This window comes from Aureimonas ureilytica DSM 18598 = NBRC 106430, assembly GCF_000382705.1.
GTDB classification, from domain to species: Bacteria; Pseudomonadota; Alphaproteobacteria; order Rhizobiales; family Rhizobiaceae; genus Aureimonas; species Aureimonas ureilytica.
The window spans coordinates 378,914-400,242 of the sequence record NZ_ARQE01000001.1; the positions used below are offsets into that span (position 1 = coordinate 378,914).

18 protein-coding genes are annotated in these 21,329 nt (G+C 71.4%); 9 read left to right on the forward strand and 9 right to left on the reverse strand.

The annotated features are described in order from the left end of the window. Window positions 1-84: 84 nt before the first annotated feature. A complete protein-coding gene (locus tag B146_RS27495) occupies window positions 85-1,152 on the reverse strand; it encodes a glycosyltransferase family 2 protein (RefSeq protein WP_019994697.1) in 1,068 nt (355 codons plus the stop codon). 333 nt (window positions 1,153-1,485) lie between these two features. Continuing rightward, complete coding sequence (locus B146_RS0101795; RefSeq protein WP_019994698.1) at window positions 1,486-1,995, reverse strand: ankyrin repeat domain-containing protein; 510 nt, start codon at window positions 1,993-1,995, stop codon at window positions 1,486-1,488. Window positions 1,996-2,402: 407 nt separating this feature from the next. On the opposite strand from B146_RS0101795, the gene B146_RS0101800 reads away from it, so the two are divergent. From B146_RS0101800 to B146_RS28845, 3 genes are all read left to right on the forward strand, one after another. Continuing rightward, window positions 2,403-3,836, forward strand: a complete 1,434-nt coding sequence (locus B146_RS0101800; RefSeq protein WP_155897306.1) for an RsmB/NOP family class I SAM-dependent RNA methyltransferase — start codon at window positions 2,403-2,405, stop codon at window positions 3,834-3,836. A gap of 374 nt (window positions 3,837-4,210) precedes the next feature. After that, entirely contained in the window at window positions 4,211-5,896 is a 1,686-nt protein-coding gene (locus tag B146_RS0101805) for a heparinase II/III family protein (RefSeq protein WP_019994700.1), read from the forward strand. A 126-nt stretch (window positions 5,897-6,022) separates the two neighbouring features. Then, window positions 6,023-6,190 carry a hypothetical protein gene (locus B146_RS28845; protein WP_019994701.1) on the forward strand — a complete coding sequence of 56 codons (168 nt, stop codon included), beginning with the start codon at window positions 6,023-6,025 and terminating at the stop codon, window positions 6,188-6,190. Between the two features lie 27 nt (window positions 6,191-6,217). On the opposite strand, the gene B146_RS0101815 is transcribed toward B146_RS28845, so the two are convergent. Then, complete coding sequence (locus tag B146_RS0101815; protein WP_019994702.1) at window positions 6,218-6,625, reverse strand: NUDIX domain-containing protein; 408 nt, start codon at window positions 6,623-6,625, stop codon at window positions 6,218-6,220. A 229-nt stretch (window positions 6,626-6,854) separates the two neighbouring features. On the opposite strand from B146_RS0101815, the gene purH reads away from it, so the two are divergent. From purH to B146_RS0101835, 4 genes are all read left to right on the forward strand, one after another. After that, a complete protein-coding gene (gene purH / locus B146_RS0101820; protein WP_019994703.1) occupies window positions 6,855-8,468 on the forward strand; it encodes a bifunctional phosphoribosylaminoimidazolecarboxamide formyltransferase/IMP cyclohydrolase in 1,614 nt (537 codons plus the stop codon). Window positions 8,469-8,625: 157 nt separating this feature from the next. Further along, window positions 8,626-9,240, forward strand: a complete 615-nt coding sequence (locus B146_RS0101825; RefSeq protein ID WP_019994704.1) for a hypothetical protein — start codon at window positions 8,626-8,628, stop codon at window positions 9,238-9,240. Further along, window positions 9,230-9,601 carry a winged helix-turn-helix domain-containing protein gene (locus B146_RS0101830; RefSeq protein WP_019994705.1) on the forward strand — a complete coding sequence of 124 codons (372 nt, stop codon included), beginning with the start codon at window positions 9,230-9,232 and terminating at the stop codon, window positions 9,599-9,601. The genes B146_RS0101825 and B146_RS0101830 overlap by 11 nt, the downstream gene beginning before the upstream one ends. Before the next feature lie 35 nt (window positions 9,602-9,636). Then, the gene (locus B146_RS0101835; RefSeq protein ID WP_026358243.1) at window positions 9,637-10,356 is read left to right on the forward strand and encodes a di-trans,poly-cis-decaprenylcistransferase; all 720 of its coding nucleotides are present in this window, start codon (window positions 9,637-9,639) and stop codon (window positions 10,354-10,356) included. 46 nt (window positions 10,357-10,402) lie between these two features. On the opposite strand, the gene B146_RS0101840 is transcribed toward B146_RS0101835, so the two are convergent. After that, window positions 10,403-11,821 (reverse strand): MFS transporter, encoded by a 1,419-nt coding sequence (locus B146_RS0101840; protein ID WP_019994707.1) that lies wholly within the window; start codon window positions 11,819-11,821, stop codon window positions 10,403-10,405. A gap of 206 nt (window positions 11,822-12,027) precedes the next feature. Between B146_RS0101840 and B146_RS30050 the strand changes: the two genes are divergently transcribed. Then, a complete protein-coding gene (locus B146_RS30050) occupies window positions 12,028-12,159 on the forward strand; it encodes a hypothetical protein (protein ID WP_019994708.1) in 132 nt (43 codons plus the stop codon). Between the two features lie 537 nt (window positions 12,160-12,696). Here B146_RS30050 and B146_RS0101850 read toward each other — a convergent pair. The 5 genes from B146_RS0101850 to B146_RS0101870 all read right to left on the reverse strand — a co-directional run bounded on the left by B146_RS0101850 (window position 12,697) and on the right by B146_RS0101870 (window position 20,721). Then, on the reverse strand, window positions 12,697-13,353 hold the full coding sequence (locus B146_RS0101850) for a pyridoxamine 5'-phosphate oxidase family protein (protein WP_019994709.1): 657 nt from the start codon (window positions 13,351-13,353) through the stop codon (window positions 12,697-12,699). A gap of 71 nt (window positions 13,354-13,424) precedes the next feature. Then, window positions 13,425-18,305, reverse strand: coding sequence for an NAD-glutamate dehydrogenase (locus tag B146_RS0101855; protein WP_019994710.1), 4,881 nt, complete (start codon window positions 18,303-18,305; stop codon window positions 13,425-13,427). A 189-nt stretch (window positions 18,306-18,494) separates the two neighbouring features. Beyond that, a complete protein-coding gene (locus B146_RS0101860) occupies window positions 18,495-19,127 on the reverse strand; it encodes a TPM domain-containing protein (RefSeq protein WP_019994711.1) in 633 nt (210 codons plus the stop codon). A 9-nt stretch (window positions 19,128-19,136) separates the two neighbouring features. Further along, window positions 19,137-20,051: a TPM domain-containing protein gene (locus B146_RS0101865; RefSeq protein WP_019994712.1), complete on the reverse strand. Its 915-nt coding sequence runs from the start codon at window positions 20,049-20,051 to the stop codon at window positions 19,137-19,139. A 13-nt stretch (window positions 20,052-20,064) separates the two neighbouring features. After that, window positions 20,065-20,721: a LemA family protein gene (locus tag B146_RS0101870; RefSeq protein ID WP_019994713.1), complete on the reverse strand. Its 657-nt coding sequence runs from the start codon at window positions 20,719-20,721 to the stop codon at window positions 20,065-20,067. Window positions 20,722-20,878: 157 nt separating this feature from the next. Here B146_RS0101870 and B146_RS0101875 point away from each other — a divergent pair, with 157 nt between their 5' ends. Continuing rightward, entirely contained in the window at window positions 20,879-21,136 is a 258-nt protein-coding gene (locus B146_RS0101875) for a hypothetical protein (RefSeq protein ID WP_026358246.1), read from the forward strand. Window positions 21,137-21,329 lie beyond the last annotated feature (193 nt).

Genomic DNA, 21,329 nt, shown 5'->3' on the forward strand with positions numbered 1-21,329 from the left:
GCGAGAAGGGCGCGGGCGGCGACGGCCTCCATGCCGTCCCGGCGCCCCGCGCCGGCAAGGGGGCGGCAGGGTTCGAACGGCGTCTCAGCGCCGGATCAGATAGGCCTTCAGCCGCTCCAGGCGGAACAGGATGCGGAAGATGTGGCGGGCGTGCGGGCTGTTCAGGACGCGGCGGCGCAGCACCAGCTTCTTCTTGAAGGACGCGGGGATCGAGGGCATGGCGAGAAGGGTCGCCACATAGTCGTTGGCGATCTGCAGATATTCGCGCTTGTGCGCCGTGTACTTGCCGGGCACGTCCAGCGCGGCGTTGCGCGCTTCCCGCATGATCGGCTGGTGGAAGCGCTTGATCATCAGATCGCGCACGAAGAAGCGCCCCTTTTCCGGATCGTCGGGAAACAGGCCGATCAGCTTCTGGAAATAGCGCCAGCGCGAGCGCGCCATGCGGATGCCGTAGGACGTGCTTTCCGTGTGGATGCACCAGACGGTCACGGGCTTCGGCGTGAAGTGGTTCGTGTAGCCGCGCCGGAAGATGCGCAGGAACAGGTCGTCGTCCTCGTAGCCCATGAACTGCTCGTCGAACCCGTCGACCGCCTCGAAGGCCTCGCGCGCGATCAGCGAGGCGGAGGGCAGGACGTGCATGTCGTTGGCGAGAAGATCGGCCAGCGAGGTCTTGGGGTGGGACGAATGGTGACTGACGATGCTGGTGCGCACCACCTGGCCGTCGCCATCGGCCTCGAACAACTCGCCATAGACCCAGCCGAAATGCGGATCGTCGTCGGGCATGGCGTCGATCAGCGTCTCGATATGGGTCTTCAGGTAGAAGTCGTCCTGATCGAGAAAGCAGATGAAGGGCGAGGTCGAATGGCGCACGCCGTGATTGCGCGCGCTGCCCTGGCCGCCGTTCGCCTTGCGCAGGACCGTGAAGCCCATGCGCTCGGCGATCGCGTCCAGCCGCGCCGCTTCCTCGGCCGTCGATCCGTCATCCACCACCAGGAACTCGGCGGGGGGAACGGTCTGCTCCAGAACGCTGCGGGCCGAGCGCTCGATGAAGTCCGAACCGTTGTAATAGGGGATGACGACGACGACGGGCGTCTGGCCATGGCGCGCGCGCCGGGCGGCTTCCTCGGCCGGGGTCTTCGTCCAACTCGTCATCCATCCATCTCCGGCCGGGGCGCCAAGCGTCTCCTGCGAGACGGTTTGGCCATGCGCGGGCGAGGAACCGGGGAAGGGACTTGCCCCTCGCGCGAAACGCCGGACGCCTGATGCGCGAGCGCAGCGGCGCCTTCGCAGGAATGCGCGTTCGGGGAACCGCCGGACCGACCCGAGCGGGTTGTCGTGGCGTCTCTTAACCCTTGCCGCGCGCTTGCACAACGCGCGGTCCTCGCGGCCTGTCAGCCCGAGCCCCTCGCGCCCGTCTCAACGCCGAGGGGCCCACGGCCCGCGCCCGCCCGTCTCGGCCCGTCTCGACCCTGCGCGCGCGGCCGCTCAGGGCTCCCGGTCTTCGCCAAGCAGCGCCGGCGTGTCGGCCGCGCCCATGGCGCGCGCGGCGCCGGCGGCGGTGAGACCCTCCGGCGTGCGGCGCGCGGGGTCCGCGCCGCGTTCCAGAAACAGGCGCACGAGATCGACCCGGTTGAACATCGCGGCCATCATCAGCGCCGTGCGCCCGTCCGGCCCGGCCGCGTCCACCGCCGCGCCGCCGTCGAGCAGCGCGCGCGCCGTCGCAGCATGGCCCTTGAAGGCGCAGCCCGCGAGCGGCGTCTGGCCGCGATCGTTGACGCGGTCCGGGTCGGCGCCCTGGCGCAGGAGAAGCGCGGCAAGCTCGGTGTGCCCGTGATAACTCGCCAGCATCAGGAGCGTGTCGCCCTTGTCGTTGGACAGGTTCGGCGGCAGGCCGCGCGCCAGGGCCTCCTCCAGAAAGGCGATGTCGCCCTCGCGCGCGGCCTGGAACACCCGCGCCGCCAGCGCCAGCGTGTCCTCGTCGAATTGCGGCTCCATGCTCGTTCCCTCGTCGCTCGTCGCTGCGGCCCATTATGGAGCGCGCCGCGCTCTTGGGTCCCTCGAAACCCCGCCGCGCGGCGTTTGGCAAGCGGGAAAAGAGCGGCGAACGAAGGCGCGGGCGTCTCGCCCTGCCGCGCGGGACGGAGAGGTCGCGAGGGCGGGGCCATCGCCCGCAAGCGGACAACAGGGGCGGCCGGCGTGTCTCCCGGCTGCGCGCTTCGAACCGCTGCCGCCAGCCCGCGCCCTCACGGATGGAGAAGGCCGCGCAAGCCGTGTCCGCGATCCGTGAGGGCTCCACGCGGACCACCGCCTCGCCCGCAACGCCGGCTTTCGCGGCCTCGCGCGAGGGCCTCCGGCGCCCTGCGCTCTTGCTCCCGGCCGCTCACTTGCCCATAGCATGGTCGATGGAAACACCCCGCACATCCGCCCGCTCCGCCGGCTCGCCCGGCCGACGCTCCTCCGCTCGCCCCTCCGGCTCGGGAGGGCGCCCGCCCGCCGATCCGCCCAGTGAGCGCCCCGGCATCGCCTCGCGCCGCACCGCCGCCCGGCTGCTCGCCGCCGTGGTGGACGCGCGCACCTCGGCCGACGGGCTCACCGACCGCCGCCACGGCCATCCCGACTTCCTGCGCCTGCCGCCGCGCGACCAGGGGCTGGTGCGCGCGATCCTTCTCAGCGCCCTTCGGCGCCGAGGCACGATCGAGGCGATCCTCGACGAATGCCTGGAGCGGCCTTTGCCGGCGCGCGCGGCGCATCTGCGCCATGTCCTGCATGTCGGCGCGGCGCAGATCCTGTTTCTCGACGTGCCGGATTCGGCGGCGGTCGATCTCGCCGTGGCGCAGGCCTCCGGCGATCCGCGCTCGGAGCGCTTCGCCGGCCTCGTGAACGCCATCCTGCGCCGCGTGGCGCGCGAGAAGGACGCCTTTCTCGCCCAGTTCGACGATCCGCGCCTCGACTGCCCGCCCTGGCTCTGGGCGCGGCTGGAGGCGGCCTATGGCGAGGACGGCGCGCGCGCCATCGTCGCCATGCATCGCCTGCCCGCGCCGCTCGACTTCACGGCGCGCGGCGAGCCCGCCGCGGTTGCCGAGGCGCTGCAGGCCAGCCTCCTGCCCTTCGGCACGGTGCGGCGCGCGCCGGGCGAGGAGGCGGTGAGCGATCTGCCGGGCTTCGAGGCGGGCGACTGGTGGGTGCAGGACGCCGCCGCCAGCCTGCCGGCCCGGCTCATGGGCGAGGTGAAGGGCCTGCGCGTCGCCGATCTCTGCGCCGCGCCCGGCGGCAAGACGGCGCAGCTGGCCGCCAGCGGCGCCGATGTCACGGCGGTGGAGATTTCCCCCTCGCGCCTGCGCCGCCTGAAGGAGAATTTCGCCCGGCTGAAGCTGGAGGCGCAGTTCGTCGGCAGCGATCTCATGCGTTTCGAGCCGGAAACGCCCTTCGACGCCGTGCTTCTCGACGCGCCCTGTTCCTCCACCGGCACGATCCGCCGCCATCCCGACGTCGCCTACACCAAGGACGAGACGGAGCTGCGCAAGCTCGCCGAGGTCCAGGCGCGGCTTCTGGCGCGCGCGGCCGATCTCGTGGCGCCGGGCGGGCTTCTCGTCTTTTCCAACTGCTCGCTCGACCCGATCGAGGGCGAGGAAACGGTCGCCGCCTTCCTCGCTTCGCGCACCGACTACACGGTGGAGCCGGTGCGCGAGGAGGAGGTTCCGGGCCTCGGCGAGGCCGTGTCGGCTTCGGGCTTCCTGCGCACGACGCCCGCCATGCTGAGGCGGGACACGCCCGAGCTGTCCGGCCTCGACGGCTTCTTCGCCGCCCGCCTGCGCCGCGCCGCGACCGCGCGCTAGAGCATGTCCAGCGAAAGCCGAGTCGGCTTTCGCGCCCGGACAGGCTCTGGACGCCTGCCCAGCGAAGGCCGGACCGGCTTTCGAGGGGCGGAGCGACACGCCGGGGATGGGGCGGGTGCCTGTTCGCTCCACCCCCCCGAAGGCCGGCTTTCGCCCTCCCGTCCGGGTCGCCGACGCCTTGGGAAGACCCGTCCTGACGGGAATGTGTTGGGCGGGACGGCGCCCCGTTTCGGCCACAATGCCTGTCATTAGCGCGGTGTTAACCCTGCTCGTCGAAAAATCGGCGCAACACGACAGGCCGGCCGAGGCCCCCTCCTGCGACGCGCGCAGGGCTGGGGCAGAAGGCCCGGCATCGTTGGTCGGGGGAAGTTGCGATGACGACGGGATTTGTCGACGAGCCACGCTTGGCGGGGCTGATGGTCCGCGAGACGGTGCGTCGTCTGCGCGGTGTCGGGCCGGCGATCGTCGGCTTCGCGCCGCTCGCCGGCCGGCGCGCCGGCCGCATCCTGGCCGTGCCGGTGGACCTGCGCCGGGCCGAGCCGAGCTTCGTCGAGACCTTCTATTCCGGCCGCCTGTCGCTCGCCGGCCATGACGTCGAGTTCGGAAGCCGCTCGCCCTTCCTCCTGCGCGGCGCGCCGCGAAGCTGGATGGCGGAACTGCACGGCTTCGGATGGCTGCGCCATTTCACCGAGACCGGCGACGCGCTGTCGGCCGAGCAGGCGCGCGTTCTGGTGGCGGATTGGCTCGTCCTCGATCGCCGCGCCCTGCCGCGCCTCGCCTTCGACCACGAGGTCGCCGCCCGCCGCCTGATCAGCTGGCTCGCCCATGCGCCGATCGTGCTCGCCCAGGCGCACGCGCCCTTCCGCCGACGCTTCGAAACCGCGCTGGCCCGCGAAGCGCGCCGCTTGTCGCGCGCCAGCGCCTCGGCGCCGGAGGGCCTGCCGCGCCTTCTGGTTCGCATCGCGCTCGCCACCGCCGCGCTCTGCCAGCCCGGCCGCCGCTCGCTCGTGCGCCCCGCCGCCAAGCTCCTGTCGGACGAGCTCGACCGGCAGATCTATCCCGATGGCGGCCATATCTCGCGCAACCCCGCCGCGATCCCGGCGCTGCTCGCCGATCTCCTGCCGCTGCGCCAGCTCTTCGCCCATCGCAACCAGGCGGTGCCGCGCGCCCTGTTCAGCGCGATCGACCGGATGCTGCCGGCGCTGCGCTTCTTCCTGCATGGCGACGGCGCGGTGGCCCTCTTCAACGGCGCGGCGCTCGCCGATCGTTCGCTCCTCGCCCTGCTCCTGCGCTACGACGAAACGCTCGGCGAGCCGGCTTCCGCGCTGCGCCAGACCGGCTATCAGCGCTTGGCGGCCGGCGGCACGGTGCTTCTCGCCGACACCGGCCTGCCGCCCGCGCCCGCCCATGCGGGCGAGGCCCATGCCGGCACGCTCGCCTTCGAGTTCTCCTCCGGGCGTCGGCGCATGGTGGTGAATTGCGGCGCGACCACCCGCGCCGAGGATGCCGGTCGGCGTCTGGCGCGCAACACGGCGGCGCATTCGACCCTCGTGCTCGGCGATCATTCCTCCTCGCGCTTCGCCAAATCGCCGATCCTCGACCGCTATCTCGGCGTGCCGCTCCTGCCGGGGCCGACCCGCGTGCCGGCCTCGCGCGAGGACACGGGCGAAGGGCATCTCCTCACCGCCGCCCATGACGGCTACCGGCTTCCCTTCGGCTTCGTGCACGAGCGGCAGATTCACCTTTCCGGCGACGGACGGCGGATCGAGGGCGTCGACCGCCTGTTCCAGGCGACCGGGCGGAACCAGCGCCCGGCCGGCGACCCGCCGCTCGGCATGTTGCGCTTCCATCTCCACCCGGACGTGACGGCCGACGAGACGCAAAGCGGCATCCGCCTCCAGCATGGCGACGAGATCTGGTGGTTCCGCAGCGAGGTCCCGGCGCGGCTGGAGGATTCCATCTTCTTCGCCGATCCGGCCGGCGCGCGCCCGAGCGCGCAGATTTCGGTCGTGTTCGACCCGATGGAGCGCACCCAGCTCGGCTGGTGCTTCGAGCGATAGGCGCGGCCCATTCCCCTCCGTCGGCCGGGTGAGACTTGGCCGACGAAGGATCGACGGGCGGCGAATGGCTGACGCGAGGCGGGCAGGCGCTATCTACCCGTTTCACCGCTCGGGAGCCCGGCCGCCATGTCTCGCCTTCTTCTTCTCGCCGCGCTCGGCGCCTGTCTTGCCGGCTGCGGCATGAACCGGGCCGTCGCGGTTCTGCCCAACACGCTGGACGATCTCGGCCGGCGCACCGAGCCCCTGCGCGAAGGGCGCCAGCCCGGCGACGAAGCCTTGGCGGCGGCGCGCTGAAGCCGCCGTTCCCACCCGGTAAGCCGGCTAATCTCTGTCGGTGCCGAGAACCTGCGCTGCGACTTCCACGGCTTTCGAGAGCGGCGCGGGAAGCGCATCCAGCGCGAACCAGCCGAGCGCCTCGTGCTTGTGCGGCTCGACGATGCGCGGCTCGCCCGTGAAACGATCCGCCCGATAGACCGGCGACACCCAATGCGTATCCGCCTCGCGATCGATCAGGTCCACCACGCAGAGAAGCGCGAGCGGGCCGACCGCGATCCCGAGTTCCTCGGCCGTTTCGCGCGCGGCCGCCGTCTCGGTCGGCTCGAACGGATCGACCTTGCCGCCCGGAAAGCTCCAGCTGCCCGCTTCCGGCGCGCCGCGCCGCTGGACGAGAAGGAGCCGCCCCTCCCGCAGGATCGCCACGCCGCAGCCGACACGCGGTTCACTCGCCATCGCAGGTCCTTCCATTGTGTGCGGGTCGCTTCTACCGGCAAACCGGCGCGCGCGCCAAGCGGGCGGGGCAGGGGAGGCGGGGCGGTTTCGGTGCGGCCGAGCGGGGATCGGCGCGTTCGGCTGGGCTCGCCGGCCTTGTGAGCGGCGGGTTTGCGCACTATGGGGAGGCGATCCGCCGGGGCCGCGCCCCGATCCGCCGATCGCCCTTTCCAGCCTGGAGTGCCCGCCCATGGCCGTCGCCGCCAATCTTTATCCCGCCCCCGATCGTCATCCGGTGCGCCGGGCGCTCCTGTCCGTCTTCGACAAGACCGGGCTCGTGGATCTGGCGCGGGGCCTCTCGGCGCGCGGCGTCGAACTCGTTTCCACCGGCGGCACGCGCGCCGCGATCGAAGCGGCCGGCCTGCCGGTGCGCGACGTGTCGGAGCTGACCGGCTTTCCCGAGATCATGGACGGGCGCGTGAAGACGCTGCACCCCGGCGTCCATGGGGGGCTCCTCGGCATGCGCGCCGACCCCGCTCATCAGGCGGCGATGGACACGCACGGCATTTTCGGCCTCGACCTTCTCGTGGTCAATCTCTACCCCTTCGCGCAGACCGTCGCGTCGGGCGCCGACAAGGCTTCGATCATCGAGAATATCGACATCGGCGGCCCGGCCATGATCCGCGCCGGCGCCAAGAACCACGCCTATGTCAGCGTGCTCACCGACCCGGCCGACTACGACGCCTTCCTCGCCGCGCTGGACGAAGGCAAGGGCGAGGTCGAACTCGACCTGCGCCGCCGCCTCGCCGGCAAGGCCTATGGGCTGACGGCGAGCTACGACGCGGCGGTCTCGGCCTGGTTCGCGGGCGTCACGCAGGATGTCGCCCCGGCGCGGCGCGCCTTCGCCGGCACGCTCTCCTCCTCGCTGCGCTATGGCGAGAACCCGCACCAGACCGCGAGCTTCTATCTCGACGGCTCCAACCGCGCCGGCGTCGCCACCGCGCGGCAGGTGCAGGGCAAGGAACTGTCCTACAACAACATCAATGACACCGACGCCGCCTTCGAGCTCGTGGCCGAGTTCGACCCCGCCCGCACCGCCGCCGTCGCCATCATCAAGCACGCCAACCCCTGCGGCGTGGCGGAGGGCGGCACGCTTCTCGACGCTTATGCCAAGGCGCTCGCCTGCGACCCGGTCTCGGCCTTCGGCGGCATCGTGGCGCTGAACCGCAAGCTCGACGCACAATCGGCCGCCGAGATCGTCAAGGTCTTCACCGAGGTCATCATCGCGCCGGAAGCGGACGAGGAGGCGATCGCCCTCGTCGCGGCCAAGAAGAACCTGCGCCTCCTCCTGACCGGCGGCCTGCCCGACCCGCGCGCACCCGGCCTTCTCGTGAAGTCCGTCGCCGGCGGCCTCCTTGTCCAGAGCCGCGATTCCGGCACGGTGGACGCGCTCGACCTCAAGGTCGTCACCAAGCGCGCGCCGAGCGAACAGGAAATGGCGGATCTGCGCTTCGCCTTCCGCGTCGCCAAGCATGTGAAGTCCAACGCCATCGTCTATGCCAAGGATCTGGCGACGGTCGGCATCGGCGCCGGCCAGATGAGCCGCGTGGATTCGGCCCGCATCGCCGCCCGCAAGGCCGAGGACGCCGCGCAGGCGGCCGGCGGCCAAGTGCTGACGCGCGGCTCGGCGGTGGCCTCCGACGCCTTCTTCCCCTTCGCGGACGGTCTCCTTTCGGCGGTCGCGGCCGGCGCGACGGCGGTGATCCAGCCGGGCGGCTCGATGCGCGACCAGGAGGTGATCGACGCCGCCGACGAGCACGGCATCGCCATGGTCTTCACGGGCATGCGCCATTTCCGCCATTGAGGCGCGCCGCGCCGCTCCGTGCGGATCGTCAGCGGTTTCGATTTGGCAAAGGCCGCCGGTTCGCCCGGCGGCCTTTGGCGTTTTCAGGCCGAGGCCTTGGGATGGCTTGTGTTCGCTTTGGGATCGTGCTTACTTTGCATTACAAAGTGAGGACGTCATGGGCGACTACGAACGGGCCTTGGCCGATATCGACGACATCCGCAGTCGGATGGCGGCGAGCACCGTGTTTCATGGGCTCGGTCCCGCCGCGCTCGCGACGACGGGTGGTCTCGCCATCGCCACCGCTCTCGTGCAGGGCGCGCTGATCGCCGTCCCGGCGGAGCGCCCCGGCCTGTTCTTCGCCGGGTGGATCGCGGTCGCCGTCGTCAGCGTGGTGCTGGTGGGGGCCGAGATGGTCGTGCGCTCGCGCCGCCACCATGCGGGCCTTGCCGATGCGATGATTTTCCAGGCGGTGCACCAGTTCCTGCCGGCCGGCGCGGCGGGCGCGGCGCTCGCGCTGATCCTCGCCCGCTTCGCGCCGGACGCGCTGTGGATGCTGCCGGGCCTCTGGCAGATCCTCGTCAGCCTCGGCCTCTTTGCCGCCGCCCCGTCGCTGCCGCGCGGCACCCTGATCGCGGCCGCCTGGTACTTCGTCGCCGGCTGCGCCGTTCTCATGCTGGAGGGCTCGGCGCCCACGCTCTCGCCCTGGTCGATGGGTGTGCCCTTCGCGGTCGGGCAGCTGCTTCTCGCCGCCGTCGTCCGCCATGCTTCGGGAGATCACGATGCAAGATAGCGCCGCGCCCTTTTCCTATGACGGCCTCGACCGCGTGATCCACGAGAAGGCGCGGCTCGGGATCATGACTTCGCTCGCCGGCCACGCGAAGGGCCTCGCCTTCGCCGATCTGAAACGGCTCTGCGGCCTCACCGACGGCAACCTGTCGCGCCATCTCCAGGTGCTGGAAGAGGCCGGGCTCGTCGCGATCGACAAGGTGTTCGAGGGCAAGCGCCCGCTCACCACCTGCCGCCTGACGGCGGCCGGCCGCGCGCGTTTCCTGGATTATCTCGCCGTGCTCGAACGCGTCGTGCGCGACGCGGCGGAGCTCGCCAAGACGAGCGGCGCGGACGCCCCCGCCTTGCGCCCGCGCAACGCCTGACCCCTTCCCGAATTTTTTTGCACTGGAGCTTTGCGATGCAAAGTGGTTTCGCCGACAGAATGCATATCGGCCTGATCATGGATGGCAACGGCCGCTGGGCCACCGCGCGCGGCCTACCGCGCGTTCGCGGTCATCAGGCCGGCGTGAAGGCGATCCGCCCCGTGGTGGAAGCCGCCGCCGAGGCGGGGGTCGGCACGCTGACGCTCTATGCCTTTTCGAGCGACAACTGGCGCCGGCCGGCGGCCGAGGTCTCCGGGCTGATGGCGCTTCTCGGCCGCTACCTGCGCGAGGAGATCGCGACGCTCGCGAGAAGCGGCGTGCGGCTCGGCTTCATCGGCCGGCGCGACCGCTTGCCGGCGGGGCTCGCCGCGCGCATCGCCGAGGCCGAGCGGGAGACGGCGGGAGCCGAGCGGCTGCATCTGCGCATCGCCTTCGACTATTCGGCGCGCGACGCCATTCTCGCCGCCGCCCTCCAAGCCGCCCACGCCGCTCAAGCCGGCCCCGGCCTGTCGCGCGAGGCCTTTTCGCGCCTCGTCACCAGCGACGGCGCGCCGGATGTCGATCTTCTGATCCGCACCGGCGGCGAGCAGCGGTTGAGCGACTTCCTCCTGTGGGAATGCGCCTATGCCGAGCTCCTCTTCGTGGAGCGCATGTGGCCCGATTTCGGGCCCGCCGATCTCACCGAAGCCCTGGCGCGCTTCGCGCGGCGCGAGCGCCGCTTCGGCGAGGTGCCGGAGGCCGCCGTCGCCGCCTGACGAAGAGGCGCCGGCAGGGTTCGGGCCGAGACGGCATGCGGGTCGGTCAGGCGCTGCGGGGCAGGCGGGGCAGGAGCGCGAGGCCGAGGATGAAGAACAGGGCGATCACCGACATGCCCCAGCGCGTGGCCGTCGCCGGCTCCACCCAGAGCGCGGCGAAGGCGGTCGCGCCCGCCACGAGAAGCGGCGCGAGAAAGCCCGTGGCGCGGCCCGCGAGGGAATAAAGGCCGAACCAGCGCGCGGCGTCCGCGACCGGCACCGCCATGGCGAGCGCCGAGCGCGAGGAGGCCTGGACCGGGCCGAAGGCGATGCCGATCAGGACGCCGTAAAGGAGAAAGGCCCGCTCGGCCGGCGTCGCGAAGAGCCCCGTCGCCTCGGACGGGGCAAAGCGCAGCGCGCCGAACAGCGTGGAATCCGGCGTGGTGGAAACGATGCCGACGGTCGCCAGCACCAGCATCGCGAGCCCCGCGACCACCACCGGGCGCGGGCCGAAGCGCCGGTCGAGAAAGGCCGCCGCCAGACAGCCGATCGTCGCCGCGACCGCGAGAAGGAGGCCGAACACGCCACTTTCCGTCGTGCTCCAGCCAAAGCTCGCCGCCGCGAAGGCGCCGCCGAGAACGAGAAGGGCGTTGATCCCGTCCTGGTAGAGCATCCGCGCCAGGATGAAGCGGGCAAGGCGCGGATGCTGCGCGAGATCGCCGCGCAGCGTGCGCCAGAAGGAGGGGGCCTCGCCCGCTTGCGCGACCGGGGGCCGGCGCGGGCGGTCGGGCACGAACAGGAACATCGGCCAGACGAAGGCGAGATACCAGAGCGCCGCCAGCGGCCCGGCCGCCCGCGCGCCTTCGAAGCTCGTGGCGTCCAGCCCGAAGAACGGCGGGAGGCCGAGCAGCGTCAGGCCGCTGGCGGGCTCGGCGGCGAGCAGCCCGAGCGTCACCACCAGCGCCAGAATGCCCCCGACATAGCCCGTGCCCCAGGCGATGTTGGACACGAGGCCGAGCGAGGCGCGCGGCACGAGGCTCGGCAGAAGCGTGTCGTTGAGCACCACCGACAGCTCCGCCGCGATGCCGGCGAGAACCACCGCGATCGCCACCGGCAGGAGCGGGGAGCCGGGCGCGGCGAACCAGAGCGTGGCACAGCTCGCCACCTGCACCAGCGCCAGCGTCGCGAGCATGGGCTTCACCGGCCCGCGCCGGTCGGTGCGCTGGCCGAGAACAGGCGAGGCAAGGGCGACGAGAAGGCCCGTCGCGCCCGCCGCGAGCGCCCAGGCCGACTGCCCACGGGCGGGGTCCTCCGCCAGATGCGCCACGAAATAGGGGCCGAAGACGAAGGTCAGCACCACCGTGAAGAAGGGTTGGGCGGCGAAATCGAAGCCGATCCAGCTCCACACCGCCCGCCGTCGCAGCGGCGAGGGGGAAGGGGAGGAAGAGGAAAGAACCGGCTGCGGCGCGGGCTGGGGCTCGGTCATGATCGGCTCTCGTGAGGGGGCGAAAGGCTGCAAGCTGTAGCCGAGCCGCGCCCGGTTTCGAAGGGGCCGGTCCGCAACCTGTCCAAAGCTTCATCCCTCATCTCACGAGGCCGCTTGTGGACGGCGCGAAATCGGATCACAACATCCGACCGATCGCTGCTTCCAAGCCCCGGACGTCCGGGCGCGGCGGTCTTCGGGAGGGTGACATGGCCAAGGGTCAGATGCGCAGCAACAAGGAAACGCGCAAGCCGAAGGCGGACAAGGCCAAGAAGGTCGAGCCGACGGCGACCGGCGTTCCCGGCAAGTTCGCCACGCCCCAGAAGGACGCGAAGAAATAAGGTTTCGACACCGCAGCGCGGCCGGCTGCTTGCTGCCGGCCCGCCTTCCTGACGCTCTCTCGACCCTGGCCCCACACGGCCCGGGATCGCGGCTTCGGGAAAGCGCTCGACAAAGCCTCACGGTCGCGCTGCGTCGGCTCCCGGCTCCCGGCTCCCGGCTCCCGGCTCCCGGCTCCCGGCTCCCGGCTCCCGGCTCCCGGCTCCCGGCTCCCGGCTCTGCCTGACGTCCTCCCCGTTCGTGCGAACCTCTGCGGCGTCGAGCGTCGAGCGGTGCGGAGGCAGGGCTCGGCTTTCGAGGCCGACGCCGATCCCTCGGCGGCTTCCGCTGGTTGTTCTGTTGCGGCTCGGGAGTTGTGGACCGATCCTCGCGGGATCGACTTCTCGGATCGCTTCATCGTTTGTCCGAGGGCGGCCCACGCGGCTCGCCCGTCGGCAGGTCCGTCGCGACGGCACTGATGCCGATATCGCATCACCCAAGCGCCGCGCCTCGCGACCGAGCGACGCTCTCTCGCCCTCCGCCCGGAGGCCCCCATGGGCCTAGTAAAGCGTCGTCTTCAGCCGCTCCGGCAGCGCCTCGTCATAGGCCGCGCCGTCGAAGGCTTCCTGCGACAGGGTGCGCAGGATCGTGCCGGGGCTCGGCAGGGTTTCGCGCGCGATCCGGCTCTCCTCGCTCCAAAGGCCGGCGCGGATCACCGCTCGGCTGCACTGGAAGAAGACACTCTCCACGCGGATGCGCAGCACGGATTTCGGTGGGTGGCCCGCCAGGGTGAAGCGGGCGAGAAGGCCGGGGTCGACGCGAATTTCGGCCGTGCCGTTGACCCGGAGCGTTTCGCCGATGCCGGGCAGGAGAAACAGAAGCGCGACGCGCGGATCGGCGAGGATGTTGCGCAGGGCGTCGATCCGGTTGTTGCCGCGCCGGTCCGGCAGAAGCAGCGTCTTGCGGTCCTCGATCTCCACGAAGCCGGCGGGGTCGCCGCGCGGCGTCACGTCGAGCCCGCCCGGGCCGACCGTCGCCAGGGCGACGAAGGGGGCGGCCTCGATGAAGGGCCGATAGACCGGATGGAGGTGGTCGACCTCCTTGATCCGCGAGGGCGGCGCGACCGGCCCGTACAGCGCTTCCAGCGCGGCGAGCGTCGCGACGCGGCCCGCCTCGGTCCGCTTCCCTCCGGCGCGCTCCGTCTCGATCCCGTCCATCTCTCGTCTTTCCGTTGGCTCGGCGGTTGTCCGGCCGGACCGCGCGGGAGGCGGTCCGGCCGGACGCTTCGTCAGTGCCCGAGGTCCTGCAGGAGACCGGCCGCGAGGGTGAGGCGCGAGACCGAGGTCTCGCCCGTGCCGGCGAGGCGCGCCATCTGCTCGCTGGCATCGCGCAGCGCGTCGCCCTGTGATTCCAGCCAGTCGGCCACGGGATCCTGACCCCGGCCGTTCTGGAGGGCGAGCACGGCCAGACGGCGGCGCTCCCGCGCGATCTGGCTCGCGGCGCGCTCCAGCGCCAGCGTCTCGTAATAGTCGGTCGGCCGCAGCGTGCCGAGCGCGGCTTCGAGCTGGCCGATGCGCAGGACGTGCGACAGCTCGAACATGGCGCGCACCGCCGCCTCGATCGGCTGCGATGTTTCACGTGAAACGGCATCCATGTCCGGCACCAGCGCCAGAAGCGGAAGCAAGGCAAGATCGGCGGCAAGGTCCTGCGGCACGCCCCGGCCGACATAGTCGGCCTCCGCCGCCTCCACGGCCTGACGCGCGCGCTCGCTGGCGAGCATCGCCAGTTGCGGCTTCAGGCGTCGCACGCGCTCCTGCAGCGCCGCGACGGCCGGGCCGAGATCGGTCGCGCCCGCCCGGACGGTGCCGACCGTGACGCGCTGGAGGAAGAGCGAGACGGCGGCGTAGAGCTCGTTCTGCACCTCGCCGGGCAGGGCGGCGTCGAGCGCGTCGATGCGTTTCAGAAGGTCGGCGGCCTCGAACCCGTCGGCCGCCAGAACGAAGCCCTGGCAGACCGCGCTCGCATTGCGGCCCGTCGCGTCGCGCAGCACCACGGCGAAGCTCGGCCCCAGCCGGTTGACGAGATCGTTGGCGAGCCCCGTCGCCACGATCTCGCGGCGCAGGCGATGGCCGTCGATCTCGGCGGCAAAGCCCTGCCGCATGGCCGGCGGGAAGTAGGAGACGAGCCGCTCGTGGAGATAGGAATCGTCCGGCAGCGGGCCTGAGACGATCCCGTTGAAGAGGTCGATCTTGGCATAGGCGAGAAGCACGGCGAGTTCGGGCCGCGTCAGGCTCTGGCCCTTGGCGCGCAGGTCCGCGATCGCCGCATCGCTCGGCAGGGTCTCCACCGCGCGGTCGAGCGCGCCGGTCTCCTCCAGAACGTTCATGAGCCGCGTCTGAAGCGCGAGGCGCGAGGCGCCGGCGCGCTGTTCCAGGGAGAGCGCCAGCGTCTGCTCGTAATTGTTGCGCAGGACGAGCCGCGCCACGTCGTCCGTCATGGAGGCGAGAAGCGTGTCGCGGTCGGGCCGGGTCAGGCGCTCGGCCGCCATGGCGGCGCGCAGCGCGATCTTGATGTTGACCTCGACGTCCGACGTGTTGACGCCCGCCGAATTGTCGATCGCGTCCGTGTTGAGCCGCACGCCCGCGCGCGCCGCCTCGATGCGCGCCTGCTGGGTGAGGGCGAGATTGGCGCCTTCGCCGATCACCTTGGCGCGGAGGTCGCGGCCGGTGACGCGCACCGGATCGTTGGCGCGGTCGCCGACATCCTGGTTGGTCTCGGAGCGGGCGCGCACATAGGTGCCGATGCCGCCGAACCAGAGAAGGTCCACCGGCGCGCGCAGGATGGCCGAGATCACCTCCTGCGGGGTTCCCGAGCGCTTGTCCCAGCCGATCGCCTCGGCCGCTTCGGCCGACAAGGTGATGCGCTTCTCGCGCCGCGAGAAGACGCCGCCGCCCGCCGAGATCTTCGAGCGGTCGTAGTCGTTCCAGGAAGAGCGCGGCAGGTCGAACAGGCGGCGGCGCTCGGCGAAGGAGGCGGCCGTGTCCGGCTGCGGGTCGATGAAGATGTCGCGATGGTCGAAGGCCGCGACGAGGCGCGTCTGCGCGGACAGCAACATGCCGTTGCCGAACACGTCGCCCGACATGTCGCCGCAGCCCGCCGCCGTGAAGGGCTCGGACTGGATGTCCCAGGCCTTGTCACCGGAACCCATCTCGCGGAAATGCCGCTTCACGGCCTCCCAGGCGCCGCGTGCGGTGATGCCCATGGCCTTGTGGTCGTAGCCCGCCGAGCCGCCGGAAGCGAAGGCGTCGCCCAGCCAGAAGCCGCGCGCTTCGGCCACCGCGTTCGCCGTGTCGGAGAAGGTCGCCGTGCCCTTGTCGGCGGCGACGACGAAATAGGGATCAAGATCGTCGTGGCGCACCACGCCCTGCGGCGTCACCGTTTCACCGGCCGCATCGATATTGTCGGTCACCGACAGGAGCGAGGCGATGAAGACGATATAGGCCGAGCGGCCGGCCTCGAACCAGACGTCGCGCTGCGCGGGGTCAGGCAGGCGCTTGGGGTAGAAGCCGCCCTTGGAGCCGACCGGCACGATCACGGCGTTCTTGACCTGCTGCGCCTTCACGAGGCCCAGCACTTCGGTGCGGTAGTCCTGGCTTCGGTCGGACCAGCGAAGGCCGCCGCGCGCCACCGGGCCGAAGCGCAGGTGGACGCCCTCGACGCGCGCGTCGAAGACGAAGATTTCGCGATAAGGCACGGGCGCGGGAACGCCCTCCAGAAGATGCGGGTCGAACTTGAAGGCGAGCGCCGGATCGACCTGCGCGGGCCGCGAGTTCGGATCGGCTGAGACCTTCGGCACGGCGTAGAAATTGGTGCGCAGCGTCGCGAGGATCGCGGAGAGAAACCGGCGGGCGACGCGGTCCTCGTCCAGCGTTTCCAGGGCGTCGAGGGACGTGCGCAGGCGCTGGAGAATGGCGAGCGCGCCGCGCCGGGCCGCGCGCTCGGCCTCGCCGTCGCCCTTCAGATCGTCGGGCAGCGCGTCCTCGCGGCCGGCCTGCGCGGGGTCGAAGCTCGCGGAGAAGAGCTCGGCGAGATCGCGCGCGATGGCCGGCTGGCGCTCCAGAACCTGCGCGATGAAGGCGTCCGTATAGGCGAAGCCCGTCTGCCGGATATAGCGGGCATAGGCGCGCAGCATGTTGGCGGTGCGCCAGTCGAGCCCGGCGGCGAAGACCAGCGCGTTGAACCCGTCATTCTCGATGCGCCCGTCGGTGACGGCGGCAAAGGTCGCCTCCAGCGCCGCGCCGCCATCGGGGAGCGCGATGGCGCCGCCTGCGCGCAGCGTCAGCTCCATGTCGTGCAGCCAGACATTGGTCTCGTCGGGGCGGCGCACTTCGAAGGAGCGCTCGGCGACGGCCGAGAAGCCCATATTCTCGAGGATCGGCACGCGGCGCGAGAGCGACAGCGGCTCGGCGTAATTGTAGAGGCGCAGGCGCAGCACGTCCGGGCCGTCGCTCTTGCGGCGATAGAAGTCCGCCGCGAGGCGCTGCTCGTGCGACAGGGCGAGAATGTGCAGCGCGTCACCCACCGCCTCGTCGGGCGGCACGAGATCGCGGTAGCCGTCCGGCAGGCCGGGAGCGAGCGCCATCAGCTCGCCATAATGGCCGGCGGCGGCGCTGGAGCGCTCGAAGCCGAACATCCAGTCACGCGCGAGATCGGCGATCGCCTCTTCCAGCCCGGCCGGGTCGGGCTGCGGCGTCACCCCGCCCCGGCGGCCGATGATGAAGTGGATCGAGGCGAGCGAGCCTTCCGGGAAGGCCGGATACCAGGCCGAGACATGGCCGTCGTAGCGCTCGGCCAGAAGCAGGCCGATCTCGTCGCGCAGCCGCGCGTCGTAGCGCTCGCGCGGCACGAAGACGAGCACGGAGGCGAAGCGGTCGAAGCGGTCGATGCGTGGCAGGACGCGGATGCGCGGGCGCTCGCCGAGTTCGGTGATGACGCCGATGAACTGTTCCAGGAGATCGGTGTCGATCTGGAACATCTCGTCGCGCGAATAGGTGTCGAGCGCCACGCTGAGCGCCTTGGCCGAATGCGAGCGCGGCGAGAAGGCGAAGCGCTCGATCACCGTTTCCGCCTTGCGGCGCAGAAGCGGGATGGAGAGAACCGAACTCGTATAGGCGCTGGAGGCGAAAAGGCCGACGACGCGGGTTTCGCCGACGAGCCGCCCCTCCGCGTCGCGCCGCTTGATGCCGACATAGTCCATGTAGACGCGGCGATGGACGCGCGAGCGGGCATTGGCCTTCGCCACGATCAGCGGGGCGGGGTCCTCCAGAAAGGCGCGGACCTCGGCGCTGGTGGAGGCGCCCGGCGCTTCGCGCCGGAGAACGCGCACGTCCGGGTCGGTCAGGATGCCGAGTTCGGCCCCTTCGACCCGGCGCAGCGCCTCGCCCTCGGGGTAGTAGGTGAAGTCGCGAATGCCGAGGAAGATGAAATTGTCGTCGCAGAGCCAGCGCAGGAGCGCCGCGCCCTCGCGCTCGGCGGCGGCGCGGGCTTCGTCACCCTCGCGACTGGCGCGCGCCTCGATCTCCCCCGCCGCGTCCTCGACGCGCGCGCGCATGGCCAGATGATCGCGGTTGACGACGCCGACCTCGGCGAGGATCGCCTCGAGATCGGCGGCGAGCGTCGCTTCGAGGCTCGGCTCGGCGCTCGGCTCGATCGCCACCTGAATGAGGCTGATGCGCTCGCGGCCCGAGCCCTCGCGGCCCGCCGCCTGGAATTCCGTCGGCGTGCCCGAGGCGTCGCGCGTCACGTCCAGCACCGGATGCGACACGGCGTGAATCGCCGGGGCGCTGGTGGCGATCGCGGCGGTCACGCTGTCGAACAGGAAGGGCATGTCGTCATGCACGAGCGTGACGAGCGTCACGCCCTGGCCGAGCCGCGCCGCCTCCTCGAAGCGCTCGACGCGCACCAGCGAGCCGCCGGGGCGGTGGTCGGCCAGAAGCGCGGCGGCGCGCTCGGCCATGCGGGCGAGAAACGCCGGATCGAAGGGCGCGAGATCCTCGGCCGGCGGGCGGGCGAAGAGGAGCGGGGCCAGCTTTCGCGCCGCGCTCCCGTCCGGCAGGCGCGTCAGGACGGCTTCGAGAACGGTGCGCTTCTCGCCGGTCGATTCGGGCATGATGGTTCCTCGTTCGTTCGGCCAGGCCGCCGACGCTGCGTCATATCGCGCCGGGACCCTGCCAAGGCCCGCTGACGCGGGGCTTTCGGGCCTCCCGCCGCTGGCGGCTTTCCTTGGGTGATCTCCGCGCGACAGAGTCAGGGCGCCGTCGCGGCACGATCCCACCGGCGGAAGAATGGAACGTCTGGCTTAGATTTCCACCAGTCGATCGGGAAGGACGTTGCCGCTTCCCGCGCGCGGCGGAAAGCGCGTCGCCAGAAGCGCGCCGCAGCGGCCGACTGCCGCCTCGAACCCGTCCGCCAGCCGGTCGCCCCGCGCGGCCTCGGTGAGACCAGCGACGATCCCGTCCCATTCGCCCTGCTCGACATGGGCGGCGATGCCCTCGTCGGCGATCACCTCGGCATAGCGCTCCTGTTCGGACACGAAGACGAGGACGCCGGTGCGATCGGGCGTCCTGTGGAGATTGTGGGCGAGGAACTGCGCCCGCGCCATGCGCGCGGCGCGCATCCGCGCCAGCGCCGGCGGCACGAAGAGCATCACGAGGCGGGAGGAGCGCAGAAGGAAGAACAGGAGAAGCGCGCCCGCGAGCTGCGCGGTTTCGATCGCGAGCGTGGGAAGCGCGAGGCCGGCGAGCCAGGCGAGCGCGGCGGCGAGCCAGCCGAGAAGAAGGGAAAGAGCCAGCGCGAGCGTCGCGGCGACGAAGCGGTAATCGTCGCTCGCGCGGGCGAAGACGGCATAGATTTCGCCGCTCGTTTCCCGTTCCGCCGCCGCGATGGCGGCGGCGATGCGCGCGTGGTCGTCCTCCGTGAAGCGAAGCACCATGGCCGTCTCCTACCAGCTTCCCGAGGCGCCGCCGCCTCCGAACGATCCGCCGCCGCCCGAGAACCCGCCGCCGCCGGACGAGCCGCCGCCCCAGCCCGAGCCGCCGCCGAAGCCGCCGCCCCAGCCGGGGCTGATCGGACCTACGCGCCGCCGCCGCCGCGCCGGCTGGCGCAAGCCGCTGCCGGGACCGCCGCGCCCGCCGCCGCCGCCGAACAGGCGCGCCAGAAAGGCGAGGACGATCGGCCCGACCGCGACGAACAGGATGAACAGGATCACGACGAGGCCGAACCAGCCTTCGCCCTTGCCTTCCTGCCAGCCGCCATTGCGCTCGGCGCGCTGCTTCACCTCCTCGGCATCGCCGCCGACGATCTGGAGAATGGCCTCCGTGCCTGCCCGGATGCCGCCCGCATAGTCGTTGGCGCGGAAGCGGGGCAGGATGTCGTTCTCGATCACGAGGCGCGACAGGGCGTCGGTGAGCGTGCCCTCCAGCCCGTAGCCGACCTCGATGCGCACCTTGCGATCGCCCTTGGAGACGAGAAGGATGACGCCGTTGTTCTCGCCTTCCCGGCCGATGCCCCAGGCGCGACCGAGACGGTAGCCATAGTCGGCGATGTCGGTGCCTTGCAGATCGGGCACGGTCGCGACCACGACCTGATCGCTGGAGCGCTCTTCGAAGGCGGCGAGCTTCTGGGTGAGGTCGGCCTCGGTCGCCGCGTCGAGAAGCTCTGCCGCGTCCACCACGCGCCCGCTCAAGGGCGGAAAGGTCTGCGCGCTCGCGGGCAGGGCGTATAGCGCGAGGAGGCAGAGCGCGGCGAGCGGCAGGAGCGCGCGCCAGCGCCGGGCCAGACGCTCGAACGCGCTCCGGCGAGCGAGCGGGTCGAGGCGGGTCGGACGGAGGCCGATCGGACCAGGCAGGGCGCGCATCACCCGCGCGCCCTTAGGGCCGGAAGGAAACGGGCGGGGGCGTGTCGGCGCCGACGCGCGCCTCGAAGACCTGCATCGGCTTGGCGTCGGGGTAGAGGAAGCCGGCGATCCAGCGGCCCGGAACGGTGCGAAGCTCGGTGTTGTAGGCCTGCACGGCCTCGATATAGTCGCGGCGCGCCACGGCGATGCGGTTTTCCGTGCCTTCCAACTGGCTTTGCAGCGCCATGAAGTTGGCGTTGGATTTGAGGTCCGGGTAGCGCTCCACCGTGACGAGCAGGCGCGACAGCGCGCCGCTCAATTGCTCCTGCGCCATCTGATAGCGCTGCACGGCGGCGGGGTCGGTGAGCTGGTCGGCCTGGATCGTGGTCTGCGTCGCCTTGGCGCGCGCTTCCGTCACCGCCGTCAGGACGTCGCGCTCCTGCGCGGCATAGCCCTTCACGGTTTCCACGAGATTGGGAATGAGATCGGCGCGGCGCTGATACTGGTTCTGCACCTCGGCCCAGCGCGCCTTGGCGCTTTCTTCGAGGGTCGGCACGTTGTTGACCCCGCAGGCGGACAGGAAAGGCGCGAGAAGAAAGAGGGCAAGCGCGAGGCGAAAGGGCGCGAAGCGGGACGGCGCGGAGTGGGACGCGTCGAGCGACGCGGCGGCGGACTGGGACACGGGACGCATTCCTTCAGGTCACGGGCCAGCACACTGGCAAGACCGCCCCGATATAGGGCAAGATGTCGCGGCGGGCAGGAGGGCTGTTTCACCCAAAAAAGCTTATGCGCGCCGGGGCGCCGGCCTCGTCTTGCCCCGCACCGGCTTTTCGGTCAGGTTCGCCGCCATGACAGGACGACCCCAAGACCAAGAGCGCCGCGACGAGGCCGAGGCGATCCTGCGCCGCGTGCGTCAGGAAACGGAGCCGCAGATCGGCCTGTCGGCCGAGCGGATGAGCCAGGGCGTGCGCCGGCATTTCTGGGGCGGCGACGCCGACCCGGCCGACCGGATCGAGGTCTGGGGCACGCGCATCGGCCGGCTGGCGGGCCTTGCCGCCTTTTGCGGGCTCGCCGCCTATCTCGCGGTCAGTCTGATGGCGCAGTAGAACAGGGGCGACGATGAAGCAGCGGTCGGTTTCGGGTCGGGTCAGCGCGCGCCGCATGGGCTGCGCGAGGCGGCTTTCGGCCGCGCGGGGGCCGCTCGCGCGTCGTTCCGTGCCGGCCAGCGCGACCGTCGCGACGCGCCGCCTTCGCCCTTTCGCGCCCGGTTCGTTTCCTGTCCCGCCGGGCGCGCGCTCC

Excerpts from the sequence above, each read along its gene's own strand:
- B146_RS27495 (WP_019994697.1), bottom strand. The coding sequence starts at position 1,152 with ATGACGAGTTGGACGAAGACCCCGGCCGAGGAAGCCGCCCGGCGCGCG.
- B146_RS0101795 (WP_019994698.1), bottom strand. The coding sequence starts at position 1,995 with ATGGAGCCGCAATTCGACGAGGACACGCTGGCGCTGGCGGCGCGGGTG.
- B146_RS0101800 (WP_155897306.1), top strand. The coding sequence starts at position 2,403 with ATGGAAACACCCCGCACATCCGCCCGCTCCGCCGGCTCGCCCGGCCGA.
- B146_RS0101805 (WP_019994700.1), top strand. The coding sequence starts at position 4,211 with ATGACGACGGGATTTGTCGACGAGCCACGCTTGGCGGGGCTGATGGTC.
- B146_RS28845 (WP_019994701.1), top strand. The coding sequence starts at position 6,023 with ATGTCTCGCCTTCTTCTTCTCGCCGCGCTCGGCGCCTGTCTTGCCGGC.
- B146_RS0101815 (WP_019994702.1), bottom strand. The coding sequence starts at position 6,625 with ATGGCGAGTGAACCGCGTGTCGGCTGCGGCGTGGCGATCCTGCGGGAG.
- purH (WP_019994703.1), top strand. The coding sequence starts at position 6,855 with ATGGCCGTCGCCGCCAATCTTTATCCCGCCCCCGATCGTCATCCGGTG.
- B146_RS0101825 (WP_019994704.1), top strand. The coding sequence starts at position 8,626 with ATGGGCGACTACGAACGGGCCTTGGCCGATATCGACGACATCCGCAGT.
- B146_RS0101830 (WP_019994705.1), top strand. The coding sequence starts at position 9,230 with ATGCAAGATAGCGCCGCGCCCTTTTCCTATGACGGCCTCGACCGCGTG.
- B146_RS0101835 (WP_026358243.1), top strand. The coding sequence starts at position 9,637 with ATGCAAAGTGGTTTCGCCGACAGAATGCATATCGGCCTGATCATGGAT.
- B146_RS0101840 (WP_019994707.1), bottom strand. The coding sequence starts at position 11,821 with ATGACCGAGCCCCAGCCCGCGCCGCAGCCGGTTCTTTCCTCTTCCTCC.
- B146_RS30050 (WP_019994708.1), top strand. The coding sequence starts at position 12,028 with ATGGCCAAGGGTCAGATGCGCAGCAACAAGGAAACGCGCAAGCCGAAG.
- B146_RS0101850 (WP_019994709.1), bottom strand. The coding sequence starts at position 13,353 with ATGGACGGGATCGAGACGGAGCGCGCCGGAGGGAAGCGGACCGAGGCG.
- B146_RS0101855 (WP_019994710.1), bottom strand. The coding sequence starts at position 18,305 with ATGCCCGAATCGACCGGCGAGAAGCGCACCGTTCTCGAAGCCGTCCTG.
- B146_RS0101860 (WP_019994711.1), bottom strand. The coding sequence starts at position 19,127 with ATGGTGCTTCGCTTCACGGAGGACGACCACGCGCGCATCGCCGCCGCC.
- B146_RS0101865 (WP_019994712.1), bottom strand. The coding sequence starts at position 20,051 with ATGCGCGCCCTGCCTGGTCCGATCGGCCTCCGTCCGACCCGCCTCGAC.
- B146_RS0101870 (WP_019994713.1), bottom strand. The coding sequence starts at position 20,721 with ATGCGTCCCGTGTCCCAGTCCGCCGCCGCGTCGCTCGACGCGTCCCAC.
- B146_RS0101875 (WP_026358246.1), top strand. The coding sequence starts at position 20,879 with ATGACAGGACGACCCCAAGACCAAGAGCGCCGCGACGAGGCCGAGGCG.